Origin of the sequence: Winogradskyella undariae (genome assembly GCF_013285155.1) — a bacterium.
Taxonomy (GTDB): Bacteria; Bacteroidota; Bacteroidia; order Flavobacteriales; family Flavobacteriaceae; genus Winogradskyella; species Winogradskyella undariae.
This window is the reverse complement of the sequence record NZ_JABTEL010000009.1, coordinates 89,610-109,720: the sequence shown is the minus strand read 5'-3', so window position 1 is coordinate 109,720 and position 20,111 is coordinate 89,610. Positions and strand designations below refer to the sequence as shown.

Here is a 20,111-nt window from a genome sequence, read left to right as displayed (position 1 = left end):
TGACTTGAATTTATTTATCGAAATTAATACTCCAAATTCCTCTAACTTCATTTACATTATAACCAATAGCTTTATCCGTAGGGTATAAACTCTTGATTTTTGTTAATGTTGATTTTTCTATGGTTTCATTTGGTTTTCCGTGACATTGCAGACACATGGCATTTGTCGTAATTGGGTAGTAAACCCTTACTTTATTTTCTAATTCTTTTACAATTGGTTCTACTTCTTTGTTACTAGCAACCATGCTTTTAAAGGTGTTAATATAAACTAATTCTTCTGCATTTGCTTTATTCTTTGGATTTCTTGGTTGATCTGTCACACGTTTAATACTTGCATTATGCACAACCGCCATGCTATCTGTTAAAGGATATGCTTGTGCATTACAAAAAGCTAATGCTTCTAACACTCCTTTTTTCTGAATGGTTCCCATTAAGTTTTTACCTAAAACAGCCTTTGTTGCTAAAGCATATTTTAAACCACGTTCGCCATATGGTAAATCTTCAAAATTAGATTGAGCTTGTTGCATTCCCTTCTTATTTCCTTGTCCATTACTCATTCCTCTCCCCTTTTGATTTCTATTTCCTTTATTGTAATGTTCTTCAAACCATTCGGGTTGATCTATTTCAAAATCAAACATATATTCTGAAATTTCAGCGATAGTTTCTTCAGGAAAATGCTGTTTAGGCATAACCCCATATCTTTTAACTGCACCTAGCATTTTTGCGTTTTCTTCTAAAGGATTTTTAATCCAAGCTTGCATTGAAGCTGTAAATTGTTCCTTAGTCATTTCATTTCTTAAATAACGTCTTTTTATGGCTATCATCGGTGGTCCTATTCTATCTGTTTCACTAGCTGTAGAACTGTGACAGACATAACAATTGGTCTCCATTAATTTTTTACCTGGGTGATCTGATTCAATTTTATTAACCTTGCTATATGAATTTTCTTCTTTTTTATTAGAATTACAACTCACAGAAACAAGGACTAAAACAAGTATTAAAATACTATTTTTCATTTTACGAAGAAATTTAAATAAAGTTACAAACTTTAAACTTTAAGTTAAGCAACTTATGTTACAGTAATTACCCTCTCTAAAAAGCTACATTTTATACATCTGCTTACATTTTTATTGGATAATTACAAATGACCACTTTAATACAATCTTAACTATATAACAAACTTCTATAGCATACTTTAATACTAAAGATTATCTTTGAAAACATTATGGATTCACTCACACAAATCGTATTAGGAGCAGCTGTAGGAGAAGTTGTTTTAGGAAGAAAAGTAGGTAATAAAGCCATTTTATATGGAGCTATTGCAGGTACAATTCCAGATTTAGATGTATTTGCTTCTCACTTTACAGATACAGTTTCTGCTTTGGCAATACACCGTGGATTTACACATTCAATTTTATTTTCTGTGATTTTTGCTCCAATATTTGGTTGGATCGTTTCACGCTATGAAAAATATAAAGATTTTAAAGGTTGGTCTTGGTTATTCTTTTGGGCTTTAATAACACACCCAATGCTAGATGCACATACCACTTGGGGAACACAATTCTTTTGGCCTTTAGATTTAAGACTCGCATTTAAAACTATTTTTGTAATTGATCCTTTGTATACTGTCCCGTTTTTAGTGTTCTTAATTCTAACAATGTTTCAAAAACGAACTTCAGAAAAAAGGCGTTTATACAACGGAATTGGTCTTACTTTAAGTACGGCATATTTAGCATTCACTTTTATTTTAAAAGACTTGGCTATAAATCAGTTTGAAGATGCATTATTAAATCAAAATATCAATTATAAACAAATAGACACCAGACCATCTGCACTAAATACCATTCTATGGAATGCGAATGTTGAAACCGAAAACAACTATTTATTAGGAACTTATTCCTTTTTTGACACTAAACCTATCTCCTTTGAAACCTATCCTAAAAATCACGAATTATTAGGAGATTTAATCAATAATGAAAAGGTAAAACGCATGATTGCGATTTCTGAAGGTTGGTATACGATTACTAAATCTGAAAATAAATTATATTATAATGATCTACGATTTGGGTTATTAAGTACGGAACCTCAATCTCAAAATTTTGTTTTTAAATATTTGATTGATACAGATACCGCAGGAAATATTAACTTTATTGAACAGGAAAAAACACAACGAGACGGCAAAAAATTAATATCAGATTTATGGAAACGGGTTAAAGGAAATTAATTTATAGTCTTTTTACTTTTACCGTTAAACCACTTAAATTCATTGGTTCTAATCACATAACCAACCCTAATCATACTTTGTGATTGTTCATAATTTAACAACCCTTCAGCTTGCCCAACATACCATTCTAACATTAAGTATTGATTAGAGATATTGTTACCAAATGGATTATAATAAACTCTTGCTCTAACCGAACCTTTGGCTTCAAAATTTAAACCTTTTCGCAATCTTAAATCAAAAATTAACTTATCGGGCTGATAAGTATGCGAGATATTTACTTCTCCTAATCCAACATATTCTAAAAGGTCTGGGTTTCCTTCTTTATGAGAAAATGGCACCCATGCTTTAAAACTAGCGACTGTATTTTTAGAAATTCCTGTGGTATATTCTAAACTTATACGATTCCAACTTCGAGAAGCTAAGCTATCTCTACCATTAGATTCGTGCTCAAAAGCTAAAGTACCTATTCCTTTTAAGCGTTCATTTTTATCGTAAAAAACTTTACCTAAAGCAATCGATGGATTAAAATTTATATCATTAAACGGAAATGATTCTTTATAAATATTCCAAAATGCTTTTTGAGTATATGTCATATACAAATAGGTATCTAACGGCAATTTACTTCGAGTTAATATCTGTTTAAAACTAATTTGATATTTAGCATTCGCCGTAGAACTATTTATTGTCTTATTTGTAGGAACACCAGTAACAAAGAAATTATCCTTGTGTATTGAAAAATAAGGTTGTGTAGCCAAGGAATCCTCTAATTCTTGCTTGGTATATGCTTGTGATTGTACTGTAGATATTGTAAAAAATGAAAGAACAATGAAAGCCATTGTTTTAATTAGTCGGTGGTTAAAACTCAATTTAGTCATACGAAATCGAAAATTTTAGATGGTTTAGATTAAAAAACAAAGATCTCTAATTGAACCGAGCTTCATTAACTCATATACGGCTTAAACTAATCTAAAAAGAATTAAAAATGTTCGATTTGTAATCAAAGCAATTAAATATCTTAATGAGCACCTCTTCTATTTCTTCTGTCACTAAATTTAAATTCTGGCATTAAAATCTATGGAGCTTTCAATAATTTTAGTCTTTATTATAATAGGGATAAGTATTATCTTATTTATCACGGAGTTTTTTCCTGTAGATAAAATTGCCTTTTTTATAATAGTTGCTTTGGTATTGCTTCAATTAACAACTCCAGAAGAAGCTATCAGCGGCTTTGCAAACCCTGCAACAGTTACCGTTTTAGCTTTAATGATACTTGCTGTTGGTCTTGAAGAAAATGGAGTGATTCAATTACTTTCTGATGGTATTAAAAAACTAAAGATATTACCTCTCATTTTATTAACTCCAACATTTATGCTTATTTCAGCGAGTATATCTGCTTTTATTAGCACTACAGCTGTCGTTATTATTTTTATTAAAATAATTACAAGACTATCCGAAAAATGTGGATTCTCTTCTTCTCGATTATTAATGCCAATATCTTTTGCTGGAATTTTAGGAGGTAGTTGCACACTTATGGGAACATCAACCAACCTTATCGTTAACGCAATTGCGAAAAAACAAGGTGTTGAATCTTTTACCTTTTTTGAATTCTCATGGTACGGTCTTATATTTTTAGCTATTGGCCTGGTTATAATGACCATTGCCTCTCGCTTCTTACCAAAGAATAAAAAGAACAATCTAAACACGGATTATCATATAGATTCTTATGTTTTTACTATTAAAGTAACTGAAGATTCTCCTTTACTTGGAGAAAAATTTGGAGACATAGAATTTCTAAATCAAGAAGATTCTAAAATCCTTAAATTAATTAGAGATCAGCAAGTGATTAATGATCCTGGTAAATACATAAAATTAAAAGCTAAAGATAATTTAGTGTTAATGAGTAATTTGGAGAACTTTCAATCTATTCTTAAAAAAAATGGATTTGTCCTGAATGAAAAACGACAAAAGCAACAATTAGAAAACGTTAATACAATAGATAATGACACAGAAAAAAATGATGTAACCTACATAGAAACACTTATTCTACCTGGCTCTAACCTAATTGGTAAAACCTTAAAAGACTTGAGAAGGATTTCTTTTGAAGGAGCATTCCCTATTGCCATTAAAAAGCGAAGAAATTTAAGAAATACAAAAGAGCGTTTATTACGAAAAAACATAGAAGACATCAACCTAAAGCCTGGTGATCGTGTTTTATTAGAGATGCAAGAACATAAGATTTCTGATCTATATAATATTGAAAATATAGCGATATTAAATGAACATGAATTTAAACCCAATATTGCTAAGTCTAAAACAACTGTAGCCTTATTAATACTACTTGGAGTGATTGCATTAGCAGCAACAAGTGTACTAACCATATTAACAGCTTCTTTAGCTGGTGTTGCTATGATGCTTTTAACTAATAGTATTAAACTTGAAAGCGTTTATCAAAAAGTAAATTGGCAGATTATATTCTTACTTGCTGGCATGATTCCTCTAGGAACTGCCATGACTAATAGTGGTGCAGATATTTGGTTATCAGAACATTTATTAACCTTAATGAGTAATCAAAATCCAATAGTAGTTTTAGGATTACTTTTTGGAATCACAATACTATTATCAGGAGTTATATCTAACAATGCAACTGCAATTATTATGGCACCTATTGCTATTGCAGTCGCAAGCGGATTAAATTTAGACGTAAAATCTTTCTTACTCGCCGTAATGTTTGGTGCAAATTTTAGTTTTTTCACACCTGTAGGTTATCAAACTAATACACTTATATATGGAACTGGAGCTTATAAATTTAAACACTTCCTAATTATTGGAGGTATCTTATCTACTACATTATGGGTTGTAGGAACTCTACTTCTATCAATAAACTTATAACATAGATTTAGGCACTTTGTATATTTCCCTTTTTAGATTCTTCAGCAAGCTCTTTTCTCATTTGCTTGACTGTTAATGTGCTTCCATCATGGCTCCAACCTGGAGGTCCAAAGATATACATTAACTTATGATACCAATTTTTAGATTTCTTAGTATCCTCCCAAATGTTCTTATACTCATGGGTTAAAATTATAAACACATTATAAGAATCTGGAGGCGTTGAAACACCATATTCAATATCAATAGATTCATCTAATTCTTTCCAAGTTCCAAAAATTCGATCAAAAACATTTAGAAAACCACCATGATTTTTATCCATATACTCCAAATTACGAGCATGATGTACTTGGTGCATTGTGTGGGTATTTAATATCTTTTCTATAAAGCCCATTTTCTTAATGTATTGCGTATGTAATTGAAATTGCCACAGCGCCTCAATTCCTAAACAAACAACAAGCATTTCTGGCGGAAAACCAATCATTATAATCCAAACATAAAAGAAAGGTTTATAAAAAAGAGTAAACCAACCGTTACGAACAGCGGTTCCTAAATTAAAATTATCTGAAGAGTGATGTACAATGTGTGCTGCCCAGAAAAAACGGACCATATGGTTTTGTCTATGAAACCAGTAGTAGCTAAAATCATCTAATAGCATACATAACAACCATACATACCAAGCATAGCCAAACGATTCATATCCAAAAATATTAGTTCTAACACCATTTACTAATGGGTTAAATAATTCATCTGCATAATAAAAAATAGTAATTATAGAAAGTGTCTTTATTAGTGCTGCAAGTACTGCAGATCCTAAACCTAGTAATACACTAGATGTTAAATCTTTCCAATTGTAAAGGTTTTTCTTATCATCTGAAGTCTTACTGTATGTAAGCTCTAAGGCAATAAGACCTAAAAAACACGGAACTCCGTATACTAAAGGGTTAGTAAAATCCATTTATTTTAATTTAAAAAAAAGCTATTTATTTAGAAGCATATCCTTTCTGATTCATGTAACCTGAAAATATTTTATAATATTTCAGGGCTTCTAAATTATTGTTAGGGCGTGAATATACAGTATCACTAATAGAAATCCGAATTTTAAATCTAGGTTTTGATTTATTTAATACTTAATCCACTTTATTACTCTCATAATATTTAAACTGATAAGAACAACTTTTATTTCAAAGTAGCATACTTTAAAATAAAAGATAAGAAACTAAAGTCTAAAAACCATAAAAAATACTCTTAAAAAAAGCTTAATGCTTAAACGATATAGCACAGTTTAAAACACTTTATATCTACAATATTAACCCAAATATTTGTAGGATTAACCTTAAACTTCATTATCATGTTAAAAAAAACTTAATAGATTTAAACTCATCATTGTTCACTTTTAGTATTGTTATCTTAGAAGCTCATCGAAAACCTAAACACATGAAAAGTAAGTATCCAGTTTCAAGACGCGATTTTATAAGACTATCAAGTATGGCCACTGCCGGTGCATTGTTTTTACCTTTAGGAACTAGTTTCTCTGATAAAGCACCTGCACCTATGATGAGACCATTTGGCCGTATGAAAAACAAAGTAACTACTTTAGGTTTAGGTGGACAAGCATCTATACAATGGACAGCAGATGATATCGATCCCGTTAAAATTATTACCAAAGCCTTTGATTTAGGAATAAATTATTATGACACATCAAATGTTTACGATCTAAGTCAAATGCATTATCACTCTGCTTTTGAAAAAATGAACCTAATTCCAGGGAAATCGAATTACGATAAAAAACTTAGAGAATCTATTACCATTACAAGTAAAACATTAATGAGATGGGGAAAACCAGGATGGAAAGAAGTTGAAAATGTAAGAAACAAATCTAATGGTGAAGATGTGCAAACAGCTGCAGACGATATAAGAAGAACTATGACTCAACTTTTTGGTGATGGAAAAGGCTACTATCCAGAAGGTTCTTATGTAGATATCGTTATGGTTCATGCTTTACAAGCTATCGAGGAAAACGATATATTATACAAAGGTATTGAAACACCAATTAAACCAGATGAAAATTTTGGAGCTCTAGTGGTATTAAGAGATTTTAGAGATGGCACCAATCTTACAGGAACAAATCCTAAAAACGAAAAATTATTGAAACACATCGGGTTTTCAGGACATAATAATCCTGAAGCCATGATTGACTTTATGCAACGTGATAAATATGGATTACTAGATGCTTTATTAGTGTCAGTTAATTCGAATGATCACTTGTATTTTAATATGAAACACAATGTAATTCCACTAGCTAAAGCAAAAGGAATAGGTATTATTGGTATGAAAGTTTTTGGAGCAGGAACCATGTATAAAGAAGTGCCAGGTTTCTCTAGAAAACCAAGTCAAATTTATCGTAAAGTAGGTTCTGCAGAATTGCCAAGTAGCGATCTTATAGAATATGTATTAACCACACCTGGTGTAGATACTTTAATTATAGGAATTGGTAAAATAGATGAAGATCCTCTTAAATGTCAGTTAACTCAAAATTATTATGCATCTCAAGTAAAACCTGATGCAATGTCTAAAGAAAGAAGACTTGAAATAGAAGCTAAAACAGCAAAGGCAGCAGGAGAACGAACAAATTTCTTTCAGCTTGATAAAATAGATATGACAGGACCTAGAGACCTTAAGCAAGAAGTTGTTAATGGAAGAACAAAACTTACTTGGCAAACCGCTTATGCTGCAGAAAACCCTATATCTCATTACGAAATTGTTTCTAATGGAAATATTTTAGGGACTGTTAAGCATCAACCACAAGTTTTAAAAGATAAGCCTTTCACTTTTGAGATAGAACAATCAAATGCTGATGGTTTTAAAGTCTATACTGTTGACGAAAAAGGTAATAAAGCTTAATAATTTAATCATTCAGTAAAAACAAAAATCAATATATGTCAAAATTAGCATTGCTAAAACAATGGTTTAAAGACCATAAAGGAACCGTTACAGCATTTTCTGGAGGTGTAGATTCTTCCCTTGTGTTGTATGTTTCAAAATTAGTGCTTGGTGATGCTGCTATTGGATTAATCTCTAATTCAGAAAGTCTAAAATCTAAGGATTTTAAAATCGCAACGGACTTTTGTAAGACACACAACATAAACTTAGAGGTTATTAAAACTACCGAATTAGAAGATCCTAATTATACAGCAAATCCGGCAAATCGCTGTTTTTTCTGTAAAACGCATCTTTACGAAGCTATGGTAGATATTATTCAGGAACGCTATCCTGAATACACTATTTTAAACGGCACTAATTTAGATGACTTAGGCGATTATCGTCCTGGTTTAGAAGCCGCTAAAAACCATCAAATAAAATCACCTTTAGCCGAGCTAAATATTAATAAAGCTGAAGTTATAGAAATGGCAAATGCCTTAGGCTTAGAAACTGCTTTTAAGCCACCAAGTCCTTGCTTAAGTTCTAGAATTCCTTATGGAACTGCTGTAAATAATGAAAGACTGAAACAAATTGAGCATGCTGAATATGTTTTAAACAGATTTGGCTTCAATAATGTTAGAGTCAGATATAAAGGAGAAGAAGCTTCCATAGAAGTTCCTGTAACAGAATTAGAAGTATTAAAAAGTCAATTTAAAAAAATCACTAAAGAAATAAAAGCCTTAGGTTTCTCTAAAGTCACAATAGATGAAGAAGGATTTGTTTCTGGTAAATTAAATCGCGTATTAAATGGATAAAGCCTTTATCATAGATGAAGACAGAAAACGCCGTTTAGGTTTTGAAGAAGTCATCTTCGGAGCCTCAAAAAGCGTAGCATTACTTTCAGATTTATTGAAAGATTATGTTGAAAAAAATAAAAACGTACTCGTAACAAAGCTGCAAGCTAAGAAAGCAAAAGTGTTATTAAAAACATTTAAAACAGCATTCTATGATGATGATTCTGAAATCTTTATGCTTTCACATCAAGAAATATCAGAAGACACAACGCCTAAAATAGGAATTGTTTCCGCAGGAAGTTCAGATATTGGTGTTGCCAATGAAGCCTTTTATACTTTAGAATATATGGGAATTAAATCTCGTGTAATTCATGATGTAGGCGTTGCAGGTTTACACCGCTTGTTAGACAAATTAGAAATCTTAAAAACATTCGATATTTTAATTATCGTTGCAGGTTTTGAAGGCGCATTACCAACCGTTGTTGGTGGACTTATCCCCCAGCCTATTATTGCTGTACCAACTTCTGTAGGTTACGGAACTGCAAAAGATGGAGAAACGGCATTACGTGCCATGCTTGCCAGTTGTGCAAACGGAATTACCGTAGTCAATATTGATAATGGTTATGGAGCCGCCATGAGTGCTTTTAGAATGTTAAAACTAATAGAAAAATGAAAACAATATATATAGAAGCTTTTTCGGGACTCTCAGGGAACATGTTTTTGAGTGCTTTTAGTGAATTGCTCGGTGATTACGACAAATTACTAAATTTACCTAAAGATTTACATTTACCTGATGGTAAAATAGAAATCCAAGAGGCCGATAAAAATGGGATTACATGCAAGTATGTTGAAGTCTTAGATTTAAATGTAGAGGGAGGCACAGCGCATAGCCATGAACATGATGATCATGGACACTCTCATTCTCATGATCATTCACATAGTCACGATCATGCAGATAGCCACGATCATTCGCATAGTCATGATCACTCGCACAGCCATGACGACCATTCACATTCACATGAACATGAGCATTCTCACGATCACCATCATGGAGCACATCGTCATTTAAGTGATATTAAAAAAATAATTGACAATGCACATATCAGCGCTAATGCAAAGAAAATAGCACACGAGATTTTTCTAATGATAGGAGAAGCCGAGTCTAAAATTCACAATATGCCATTAGAAACCATTCACTTTCATGAAATAAGTGGAGTCGATTCTATTATAGATATTGTTGGAAATGCTGTGTTAATTGATAAGTTGAATATTTCAAAAGTATATTGCACACCTATTTGTACCGGTTTTGGAATTGTAAAAACACAACACGGTATGTTACCGGTTCCCGCTCCTGCTACCGCAGAATTACTTCAAGGTATGCCTATTTACCCTGGTAATGAAGAAGGTGAAAAGATTACACCAACAGGTGCTGCTATTTTAAGATATCTTAATCCAGATTTTAAAAGTAAAGCTTACACTCCAATAAAAACAGCTTACGGACCGGGCAAAAAAGATTTTCATAATGCTAATGTGGTTCGTATTTCTTTAATTGAAGATGAAGCTGAGAAAGACACTTACCTTCAATTAGAAGCTTCTATAGACGATATGTCTCCAGAATACTTAGGTAATGACTTTCAAGATGGTTTATTAACTTCAGGAGCTGTAGATTTTAGTATAACACAACAACTTATGAAAAAAGGAAGATTCGCTTTTTTATTAAGTGTTATTCTTCCTAAAGATGAATTAAAAAAAGTATCAAATTATCTATTTGATAATACGAGTACTATTGGACTTCGTTATTTCCCTATAGATCGAATTGAACTGCCAAGAGTACAAGTAAAAAAGCAAACAGCATTAGGTGAAATTGAAGTTAAAGAAACAACGACACCTACAAATCACACAAAAATTAAGCCTGAATTTGACGATGTACAAAGACTGGCTAAAGAAACAAATCAAACGCCTTATCAGGTTATAAGCAAACTCAATATTAACTCTTAAAACTCTAAACAATGAAAAAAGTATTTTCAATTTTATTATTCGTAATAAGTTCTCAAATTTTATTAGCACACCCAGGTGTAGAACATCATTCTCATGACTCTTTTATGGGAGAATGGGCATGGTTAGTTATCCCTGCAATTGCTTTAGTAGCTTTAGTATGGAAATTTAGCAGCAACAAATCACAATCTGAAAAAAGTAAAAACAATTAATCGTATTTCTTCATAAAAGAATATTATTAAATAATCACAAAAAGCTCTTATTTGCGAATAAGGCCTTTTTATTTTAACATTCATTCTAAAATATTTTAATTTATAACCATTGCGTATTCATATTAAAAAAACAAACATACACAACTAAACTAGAGCACATTAAGAAACTAAGAAAGCTAAAAAAGACATTAAATACATCTGTCACTTTAATTTCCTTATTTATTCTAAATGAACTTTAGCTATATTTTAACCCCTGTTTATATGTTATTCAACGGAATAATTATATTTTCGCCTTTTCAAATTAAAATTTTAACAAAGAACATATGAAAGAATTAATCGAAAACATCCAAAGTACAATTGAATCATTTCAAACTGATGCAAACTTACAATTAGAAAGCGGAAACAAAGCTGCTGGAACTAGAGCTAGAAAATCATCTTTAGCATTAGAAAAATTGTTAAAAGAATTCCGTAAGGTTTCTGTTGCAGAATCAAAAAAATAAAAAAATACACCTCCCCTTTAGCGATAAAGGGGAGGATTTGATTATTTCTTCTCGTTTAAAAACGGTTATTATATTACAGTCTTAAAAGCTTAATCTAATCAGATTATCTTAAAAATTCCTATTCAGCTTTTTATTTCTCTCTTTAGAAGTATTTTTAATAAGCAAAAAACAACCTTAATCACCTACCAATAAGTCTTTTAATTTTCAAGAATTAAAAATCATAAATTCTTTAGAATTCTCGTGCTTAAAATTAGGTTCATTTTATAAAATATTTATATATTTGCATCCGCTTACCAATACTGCGAGAGTAGCTCAGTTGGTAGAGCGTCAGCCTTCCAAGCTGAATGTCGCCAGTTCGAACCTGGTCTCTCGCTCAAAAAGACTTCATTTTATTATGAAGTTTTTTTATTATTAAATTGAAATATTGAATTAAAATTTTGGGGAGATACTCAAGCGGCCAACGAGGGCAGACTGTAAATCTGCTGACTACGTCTTCGCAGGTTCGAATCCTGCTCTCCCCACAAATAATTTTTAATACAACGTTTTTTTATTAAAACGAAATTTAAAAATTTATCAGATTGCGTGTCATCAATCTAAAAATAAACATGACGATTTTAAATATTGAAATACCATTAATTAAAGTAATTTAATTACAAAATGCGAGAGTAGCTCAGTTGGTAGAGCGTCAGCCTTCCAAGCTGAATGTCGCCAGTTCGAACCTGGTCTCTCGCTCAAAGAGCTTCATATTTCTATGAAGCTCTTTTTTTTGCAATAAAGTGTATACCTTTAGATTCTAAAAGGCGCTTCACTATCTTCGTCATCAAATTCTCTTTGAGATACCAATTTGTTTTCTAAGGGTTCATAGAGTTCAGATTTCATATTACTACCATTAAATTTAGAGGTCCAGTATACCAACTTCTTTAAATTCATATTTCTAAAGTCTTCAGATACTTTTTCAGAAAATTCACAACCGCTAATACTTAATACTTCAAGCTGTTTTAATGATGCTAATTCTACAGGTAAAACAACTTGTTTAAAAATGTTTAGACCTAAAACACGTAGATTTTTCATATGGGCAATCCAAGTCGGAATTTCTTCTTCTTTATGATGTGCACTGATAAAAAGCGTTTCTAAATTTAATTCAGAAATTGATTCAGGATATATACCTCCATTTTCATCTAAACCTTCTAACCAAAGGTGTTTTAAAGAGTTCCAACGCGATATCACTTCAATACTTTCATCGCTAATATGATCACAATGTATCAGTTTTACCGCTTCAATAGTTTCTACTTTTAGATTGTCTATGGTTTTAACAGCTACACTCTGCATTAATAATTTTTTAAGCTGAGGCAATGTTACCGCAGGAAAAGCATCAAAACCTCTGGCTTCAAATACATCTAAAAACTCAAGGTTTGGTGTATGTGATAATAAACGCTCTAAAGCTTCAGTAGTTCCGTTATAATTATCAATTTTTAATACTTTTAAATTAGAGTGTTTAAAGGCCGTTAATGCATTGTTATGTTCTGGGTTATTTTTTTTAAACGTAATGGTAAGCGCTTTTAAATTTATGAAGTTTTTAAGTAAGCTATCTAACTGACTCACATCACTGGTAAAATCAAACGATTCAATTTTTTCTGGATGTCTAAAGTTTTCAAAATCTAACACATTATTGACATCATCATTTCTATGCCCAAGATTAAATTTAGCCGCACTAATTACTGCATAAAATTCCTGTAAATTAAGAATTGGTGTGGCTTTAACTTCCACATTAAACACATCAAACTCTTCTGTTCCTGCTTTTATGCCTTTAATTTCAGAAATAGTTAAATTGGTTATATGCTTAGGTAAATGGTCGGTGTCTACAACTAAAGCACTAGCATTTTTAATGGTAAGGTTTTCTAACTGCGTTATTTTTGAAAATACTGAAGGGAAAACTCTAACAGCTAATTTTATATCTCTAGTACCAGACTCTTGAAACCTGTATAATTCTACATTTTTTAGTTTTGTACATTGCTCAATCCCTTCTAAAAGCCAATCTAGTTTATGCTCTAGTTTGTAATTAAGCGTTGTTAAGTTTTTAAATGCAGCTAACGCTGTTTTATGTGGGGTTTCTGGTGCTTCACAATCCACTGTTATAGTCTTTAATTTAGGGAAAAACGACGCATTATCTAACACAAAGTTAAGCAGTTTTGGTGAATCTATTTCTATAAATTCTCGCTGACTTACTTCCGTCATTGGTGATATATTAGTTTCGCTATATGTAATTTTTGTTACCAATTTAGGTCTAGGTGTATCTCCAAAACATCTAGACGCATCGCCAAAAAATAAGGTAGATGATATGGAATCTATCTTAGGTGCAATAAGCTCAAAATATTCTAATTTTGGTAAATCCTCAAAACCACTTGGTAAGCTATCTATGCTTTTAGATAAAATCTGAAACTTTTTTAGTTGCTTTAAATGACTAACATCTTTAGGTAATGCTCTTAATTCACCTAAGCAAAAAAATTCTATACGTTTTAAGGTTGCCGGAAACACGACCTGAGACATATCTTCAACACCAACATGGTACAGCTTTAATACTTTTAATTTCGTAAGATTTGTAAGCCAATTAAAATCATTTAAATTCAGGTTGTCCTTACATGCTCTATTCCAATAATCACCTTCAATACGTAGTTTTTTTAAGGATATTAGCTGAGACATTGTACTTGGAAACTTTTTTAAACAAGGGGCAACAAGTTTTAATTTTTTTAAATTTGATAAATTACCAAAATCCTCTGGTAGTTGTTCGTAATCACCTTCTAGATCTATTTCTTCTAAAGACGTTAATTTTGATATCTCTTTAATAATACTATCATACTTATTGCCTTTTCCTATTAAATGGATTGTGAATTTTTTAACACCGTTAAATCGGCTTATTATATGAGGATGTTCTAACAAGCGATCTAAAAAATGTACCGAAAACCAAAAAAAATCCAGTTCTCTATTCTTTCTCGTCATTAGATCGTGTAATTTAAGAAGATCTAAGTCTTTAGATAGCAATCCATATTCTAAAAGAGATATCATTCTATCGTCGTGCCTTCCTTTTTGTGTTATTTTTTTTCGGCTTTTAAAGGCTAGTTGCAAAGCTTCTGGGGCTTGTTTTTTTATGATGTTAGCACACTCTGCTCTATTTTTTTTATCTGTTGTTGCTTTTGCAATCGTAAAAATTTCGTAATAAAAATCTTCTGGAAAGTTTTTACCCTTTTTAATCTCTTCATAATATTCATCCATTTTATAATAGGTGAATTCAGGGATTTCTGTTGATTTTGTCATAGTAATCGTTAATTTTTAAGGTATAAATTTCTTTTGGAAACAGGGTTTTTAGGTTGCGGTTCGCTGTAAATTATTCTTTTTAGCTACACCCTAAAAGGGACTTCACTATCTATATCATCAAAATTACGTTGAGACACCAACTTATTCTCCAATGGCTCATAGAGTTCAGATTTCATATTACTACCATTAAATTTAGAGGTCCAATACACCAATTTTTGTAGGTTAAGGGTTCTAAAGTCTTCAGATACTTGTTCTGAAAATTCACATCCACTAATACTTAATACTTCAAGCTGTGTTAATGTGGCTAATTCAACAGGTAAAACAACTTGTTTAAAATTGTTTATTCCTAAAACACGTAAATTTTTTAGATTAGCAATCCAAGTAGGGATTTTTTCTTCTTTATGATGTGCTCTGATAAAAAGTGTTTCTAAATTTAATTCAGAAATCGATTCAGGGTATGTGCCTCCATTTTCATCTAAGCCTTCTAACCAAAGGTGTTTTAAAGAATTCCAATGCGATATTGCTTCAATACTTTCATCGTTAATATAATCACAATGTATCAGTTTTACCGCTTCAATAGTTTCAACGTTTAGGTTGTCTATGGTTTTAAGAGCGACACTCTGCATTCTTAATTTTTTAAGTTGAGGCAAGCTTACAGCAGGAAAAGCATCAAAACCTGTGGCTTCAAATACTCCTAAAAATTCAAGGTTTGGTGTATGTGTTAATAAACGCTCTAAGGCTTCGGTAGTTCCGTTATAATCATCAATTCTTAACACTTTTAAATTGTTGTGTTTAAAGGCCGTTAATCCATTATTATGTTCTGAATTGGCCTTCTTAAATGTAATGGTAAGTTCCTTTAAATTTATGAAGTTTTTAAGTAAGCTATCTAACTGACTCACATTACTGGTAAAATCAAACGATTCAATTTTTTCTGGATGTCTAAAGGTTTCAAAATTTAAAACATTATTTACATCATTATTTCTATGTCCAAGATTAAATTTAGTCGCACTAATTACTGCATAAAATTCCTGTAAATTAAGAATTGGTGTGGCTTTAATTTCCAGGTGAAACACTTCAAACTGTTCTGTTCCTGCTTTTATGCCTTTAATTTCAGAAATAGTTAAATTGGTTATATGCTTAGGTAAATGGTCGGTGTCTACAACTAAAGCACTCGCATTTTTAATCGTCAAGTTTTCTAACTGCTCTATTTTTGAAAACACATTAGGAAAAATTCTAACAGCTAATTTTATATCTCTAGTACCTGACTCTTGAAACCTGTATAATTCTACATTTTTAAGATTTGTACATTGCTCTATCTCTTCAAAAAGCCAATCTAGTTTATGTTCTAGTTTGTAGTTAAGTGTTGTTAAGTTTTTAAATGTAGCTAACGATGTTTTATGTGGAATTTCTGGTGCTTCACAATCTACTGTTATCGTCTTTAAATTAGGGAAAAACGACGCATTATCTAACACAAAATGAAGTAGTTTGGGCGAATCTATTTCTATAGATTCTCGCAGACTTACTTCTGTCATTGGTGATATATTAGTTTCGCTATATGTAATTTTTGTTTCTAATTTAGGTCTAGGCGTTTCTTCAAAACATCTTGATTCGTCTCCAAAAAAGAGGGTAGACGATATGGAATCTATCTTAGGAGCATTAAGTTTAAAAAGTTCTAATTTTGGTAAATCTTCAAAACCATTTGGTAAGCTATCTATGCTTTTAGATAAAACCTGAAACTCTTTTAGTTGCTTTAAATTACTAACATCTTTAGGCAATGCTATTAATTCATCTAAGCCAAAAAATTCTATAATTTTTAAGGATGCTGAAAACTTGACTTGAGATAGATCTTGAACGCCGATAAAACGTAGTTTCAACTCTTTTAATTCAGTAAATTTTGTAATCCAATTAAAATCAGTTAGATTCATATTGGGAGTAGATTTCCCAGTCCAATAAGCGCCTTCAATACGTATTTCTTTTAAGGATGTTAACTGAGACATTGTACTTGGAAACCTTTTTAAACAAGGCGCAACAAGCTTTAGCTTTTTTAAATTTGATAAATTACCAAAATCCTCTGGTAGTTGCTCAAACTCTCCCTCGAGATCTATTTCTTCTAACGACGTTAATTTTGATATCTCATTAAGAATACTATCATATTTATTACCAAAATCTTTTAAATGGATTTCTAAACTTTTTACGCCGTTAAATCGTCTTAATATATGTGGATGTTCTAACAAGCGATCTAAAAAATCTGTCGAAGAATGAAAAAGCCATAGTTTTGATCCTCCACCAATTAGGTTATGTAATTTAAAAAGGTCTAAGTCTTCAGATAGCAATCCATATTCTAAAATAGAAATCATTCTGGCTACACGCTTTCCTTTTTGTGTTATTTTTTTTCGACTTTTAAAAGCTATTTGTAAAGCTTCTGGGGCTTGTTTTTTTATGATGTTAGCACACTCTGTTCTATTTTTTTTATTAGATGTTGCTTTTGCAATCACAAAAATTTCATAATAAAAATCCTCTGGAAAGTTTTTACACTTTTTAATGTCTTCATAATACTCATCCATTGTATAAAACTTGAAAACAGGTGTTTCTGCTGGTTTTGTCATAATAATCGTTAATTTTTAAAGTATAAATTTCTTTTGGAAACAGTTTTTTTAGATACAGTACGTTGTGCTTTAATTTCTTTAACAGTACAGATCATATTTTTCATATCTGTTATCAAAATCCTCTTTTAAGATTTTATTTTTAGCTAATGCGTAAAATTTAGAGGATTTCATATTGTTTCCATTAAATTTTGAATACCTGTAAATTAAATCCTCTAAATTCAGATTCTTAAATTTATCAGATACTTGTTCTGTAAAATCACAGCCTCTGATACTCATTATTTTTAATTGGGTTAATTCGGCTAATTCTTCCGGTAATGGACAATAATAAAACTGTTCTATTCCTAGAACTCGTAAGGATTTCATTCTGCCTATCCATTTTGGTATTTGTCTTTTAGTTAAAAATCCATCAATAAAAAAGGTATCTAAATTTAAGTCTGCAATGGTCTCCGGGTAGGTTTCAAGAGCTCTACTAATGTTCTGTAACCAAAGAAACTTAAGCGTTTTCCAATGCGATGCCGTAACCATAGCATCGTAACCAAAATTGTCACACGATAAAACTTTAAAAAGTTCTATGTTGGGCACTGTTAAGTTTTCTATAGACTGTATATCATCGCTATAAAATAATTTTAGCGTTTTTAGTTTATTTAAAGTAACCTTAGGTAAATCGGCAAGTCCTACACAATCGTAAATTTCTAAAAATTCTAGATGAGGCGTATGCTCTAATAATAATTTAATAACATTAGTGTTACCATTAAAATTTTTAATGGTTAAGTTTTTTAAATTATGGTGCGTATAAGCGGTTAAACCATTGTTTTGTTCGGCATTATCTACATTAAAATCAATGGTTAGTGTTTGTAAATTACAAAGTGCTTTTAATGCCTTATCTAAGCCTTTTACATTACTATTAAATATAAAATCTTTAATGCTTTCAGGGTCTTTAAAATTATCAAAATCTAAAGTCTCATTTTTAACGCTATTTTCATCGCCTAACTTCATTTTTTTTGCACGTATTACCGAATAAAACTTTTGCAATGCGGTAATAGGTGTATCTATTACTTTTAGATTAGTTACCTCAAAATCTTCAATACCTGGCTCAATGACTTTTATATCTGTAATGGTAAGACTGTCTGTCTTTATAGGTAAATAATCTGTATTTAAAACTAGTGCTTTTGCATTGTGTACTTTTAAGGTTTGCAAATGCTCTATTCTAGAAAATGCCTGAGGAAAATTAGTAACATCAGCGTTTGTTATTTCAGCATCAGTCCTATTATATATTCCATAAATAAGAACGTCTTCTAGCTTTTTACATTCGTGAATATCCTCTAAAACCCATTCTAAATGATGCGCTAATCTATACTTAAGGTTTTTAAGTTTTTTAAATGAAGAAAGCGTATGTGCACTTCTTCTTTTTGGTGCATCACAATTAATTTCTATCTCTTTTAAATTAGTAAAAGACAAGGCATTATCTAATACAAAACTAAGAAGCTCTGGATGGGTGAAATCAATTCTTTTTAGCTTAGTTACAGGTGTTTCACCATAAGGTATAAACTCTGTATACAAACCTAGCAAACGTTTAATATTGGGTCCAAAAATAAAAGCAGCAGGAACTTTCTTTAATTTAGATAAATGAACAGCTTCAAAAACCTCTAAGGTTTTAAATTCACTAACAGATGCAGGAAAGTGTTCTAGCTCCCTCATACCACTTAGCCTTAATGTTTTTAGTTTTGGTAAGTGACCAAGTGTTTCGGGTAAAGCGGTTAGATTTTCTAACCTAAAAAGCTCTAATTTTTTTAAACTTGCCGGAAGCTCAACATCAGAGAGATCTTGTACTGCAAAAGAGCCTATTTTTAAATGCTTTAAACTGGTAAGTTCTTTAAGCCAAGTAAAGTTAACGATGTTAGGATTAGGCTCGTCATTACCAAAAGCAAAACTTCCTCTAAACTCCAACTTTTTAAGTGCTTTTAACTTGGTCATTCCTATAGGAATCCAGACAAGGTTTGGTGCTGCTAGTATAAACGCTTTTAAGTTAACTAATCGTTCTAGTTCTTCTGGTATGTATTTATAATCAATTTCAAGCTCAAGTTTTTCTAATGAAGAAAGTTGCGTTATGTTGTTTACAACGTTTCTAAAACCTTCTTCCTGTCTAGAGGTGCTAATTGTTAATTCTTTAACACCGTTAAACTGACTTAAAAGACGTGGTGTTTCTATGAGAAGTTCAATAACTTCTTTACTTCTATATTCAAGCGAAAGCGTTAATCGCTTACAAACAAGTGTGTATAGTTTACAAAGGTCTAAGTCTTCTGAAAGTACGCCGTACTCTAATACAGCAATCAGTTTCTTGTTAAAAGATTGAGAATCTTGTATTGTCGTTATTTTTTTTCGACTCTTAAAGGCGAGTTGTAAAGCTTCTGGTGCCTGTTTTTTTATGATATTGGTACACTCAGTTCTAATCTGCTTGTTTTTAGTAGATTTAGCAAGTACAAAAATCTCGTAATAAAAATCTTCTGGGTAATTTTTACAAGCTTTAATTTTTTCAAAAGATGTTTCATCTTCATAAAAATTGAAACCAAGTTCGTGTTTAGCAAGTATCATAAGGCCGTTTAATTTTGGTTTTACAAACCTATTTTAAAACAGGGTGTTATTTGTCACTGTATTCTGTGA

The 20,111-nt window shown here is 31.3% G+C and carries 14 protein-coding genes and 3 tRNA genes; 11 read left to right on the top strand and 6 right to left on the bottom strand.

Features of this window, described 5'->3' with window-relative positions; translation table 11 throughout:
* Positions 1 to 10 precede the first annotated feature (10 nt).
* On the bottom strand, positions 11 to 1,015 hold the full coding sequence (locus tag HSX10_RS13035) for a Tll0287-like domain-containing protein (protein ID WP_173588672.1): 1,005 nt from the start codon (positions 1,013 to 1,015) through the stop codon (positions 11 to 13).
* A gap of 209 nt (positions 1,016 to 1,224) precedes the next feature.
* Between HSX10_RS13035 and HSX10_RS13030 the strand changes: the two genes are divergently transcribed.
* A complete protein-coding gene (locus tag HSX10_RS13030; protein ID WP_173588671.1) occupies positions 1,225 to 2,223 on the top strand; it encodes a metal-dependent hydrolase in 999 nt (332 codons plus the stop codon).
* Here HSX10_RS13030 and HSX10_RS13025 read toward each other — a convergent pair.
* On the bottom strand, positions 2,220 to 3,059 hold the full coding sequence (locus HSX10_RS13025) for a phospholipase A (protein ID WP_173588670.1): 840 nt from the start codon (positions 3,057 to 3,059) through the stop codon (positions 2,220 to 2,222). The two genes, HSX10_RS13030 and HSX10_RS13025, sit on opposite strands and share 4 nt — an antisense overlap.
* 238 nt (positions 3,060 to 3,297) lie before the next feature.
* On the opposite strand from HSX10_RS13025, the gene HSX10_RS13020 reads away from it, so the two are divergent.
* Positions 3,298 to 5,112, top strand: a complete 1,815-nt coding sequence (locus tag HSX10_RS13020) for an SLC13 family permease (RefSeq protein ID WP_173588669.1) — start codon at positions 3,298 to 3,300, stop codon at positions 5,110 to 5,112.
* A gap of 7 nt (positions 5,113 to 5,119) precedes the next feature.
* On the opposite strand, the gene HSX10_RS13015 is transcribed toward HSX10_RS13020, so the two are convergent.
* Positions 5,120 to 6,067 (bottom strand): sterol desaturase family protein, encoded by a 948-nt coding sequence (locus HSX10_RS13015; protein ID WP_173588668.1) that lies wholly within the window; start codon positions 6,065 to 6,067, stop codon positions 5,120 to 5,122.
* Positions 6,068 to 6,546: 479 nt separating this feature from the next.
* Here HSX10_RS13015 and HSX10_RS13010 point away from each other — a divergent pair, with 479 nt between their 5' ends.
* The 9 genes from HSX10_RS13010 to HSX10_RS12970 all read left to right on the top strand — a co-directional run bounded on the left by HSX10_RS13010 (position 6,547) and on the right by HSX10_RS12970 (position 12,264).
* A complete protein-coding gene (locus HSX10_RS13010) occupies positions 6,547 to 8,013 on the top strand; it encodes an aldo/keto reductase (protein ID WP_173588667.1) in 1,467 nt (488 codons plus the stop codon).
* A 35-nt stretch (positions 8,014 to 8,048) separates the two neighbouring features.
* The gene (gene larE / locus HSX10_RS13005) at positions 8,049 to 8,846 is read left to right on the top strand and encodes an ATP-dependent sacrificial sulfur transferase LarE (protein WP_173588666.1); all 798 of its coding nucleotides are present in this window, start codon (positions 8,049 to 8,051) and stop codon (positions 8,844 to 8,846) included.
* Positions 8,839 to 9,498: a nickel pincer cofactor biosynthesis protein LarB gene (gene larB, locus HSX10_RS13000; protein WP_173588665.1), complete on the top strand. Its 660-nt coding sequence runs from the start codon at positions 8,839 to 8,841 to the stop codon at positions 9,496 to 9,498. Before larE ends, larB begins: the two co-directional genes overlap by 8 nt.
* Complete coding sequence (larC, locus tag HSX10_RS12995; RefSeq protein ID WP_173588664.1) at positions 9,495 to 10,823, top strand: nickel pincer cofactor biosynthesis protein LarC; 1,329 nt, start codon at positions 9,495 to 9,497, stop codon at positions 10,821 to 10,823. The genes larB and larC overlap by 4 nt, the downstream gene beginning before the upstream one ends.
* A gap of 11 nt (positions 10,824 to 10,834) precedes the next feature.
* Positions 10,835 to 11,032, top strand: a complete 198-nt coding sequence (locus tag HSX10_RS12990) for a hypothetical protein (RefSeq protein WP_173588663.1) — start codon at positions 10,835 to 10,837, stop codon at positions 11,030 to 11,032.
* A gap of 323 nt (positions 11,033 to 11,355) precedes the next feature.
* Positions 11,356 to 11,532, top strand: coding sequence for a BF3379 family histone-like protein (locus tag HSX10_RS12985; protein WP_173588662.1), 177 nt, complete (start codon positions 11,356 to 11,358; stop codon positions 11,530 to 11,532).
* Between the two features lie 301 nt (positions 11,533 to 11,833).
* Positions 11,834 to 11,906: transfer RNA gene (locus HSX10_RS12980), tRNA-Gly, on the top strand.
* Between the two features lie 65 nt (positions 11,907 to 11,971).
* A tRNA-Tyr gene (locus HSX10_RS12975) sits at positions 11,972 to 12,053 on the top strand.
* Between the two features lie 138 nt (positions 12,054 to 12,191).
* A tRNA-Gly gene (locus tag HSX10_RS12970) sits at positions 12,192 to 12,264 on the top strand.
* Between the two features lie 54 nt (positions 12,265 to 12,318).
* Here HSX10_RS12970 and HSX10_RS12965 read toward each other — a convergent pair.
* From HSX10_RS12965 to HSX10_RS12955, 3 genes are all read right to left on the bottom strand, one after another.
* Complete coding sequence (locus HSX10_RS12965) at positions 12,319 to 14,844, bottom strand: leucine-rich repeat domain-containing protein (protein ID WP_173588661.1); 2,526 nt, start codon at positions 14,842 to 14,844, stop codon at positions 12,319 to 12,321.
* Positions 14,845 to 14,927: 83 nt separating this feature from the next.
* Entirely contained in the window at positions 14,928 to 17,450 is a 2,523-nt protein-coding gene (locus tag HSX10_RS12960; protein ID WP_173588660.1) for a leucine-rich repeat domain-containing protein, read from the bottom strand.
* Positions 17,451 to 17,528: 78 nt separating this feature from the next.
* A complete protein-coding gene (locus HSX10_RS12955) occupies positions 17,529 to 20,042 on the bottom strand; it encodes a leucine-rich repeat domain-containing protein (RefSeq protein ID WP_173588659.1) in 2,514 nt (837 codons plus the stop codon).
* Positions 20,043 to 20,111 lie beyond the last annotated feature (69 nt).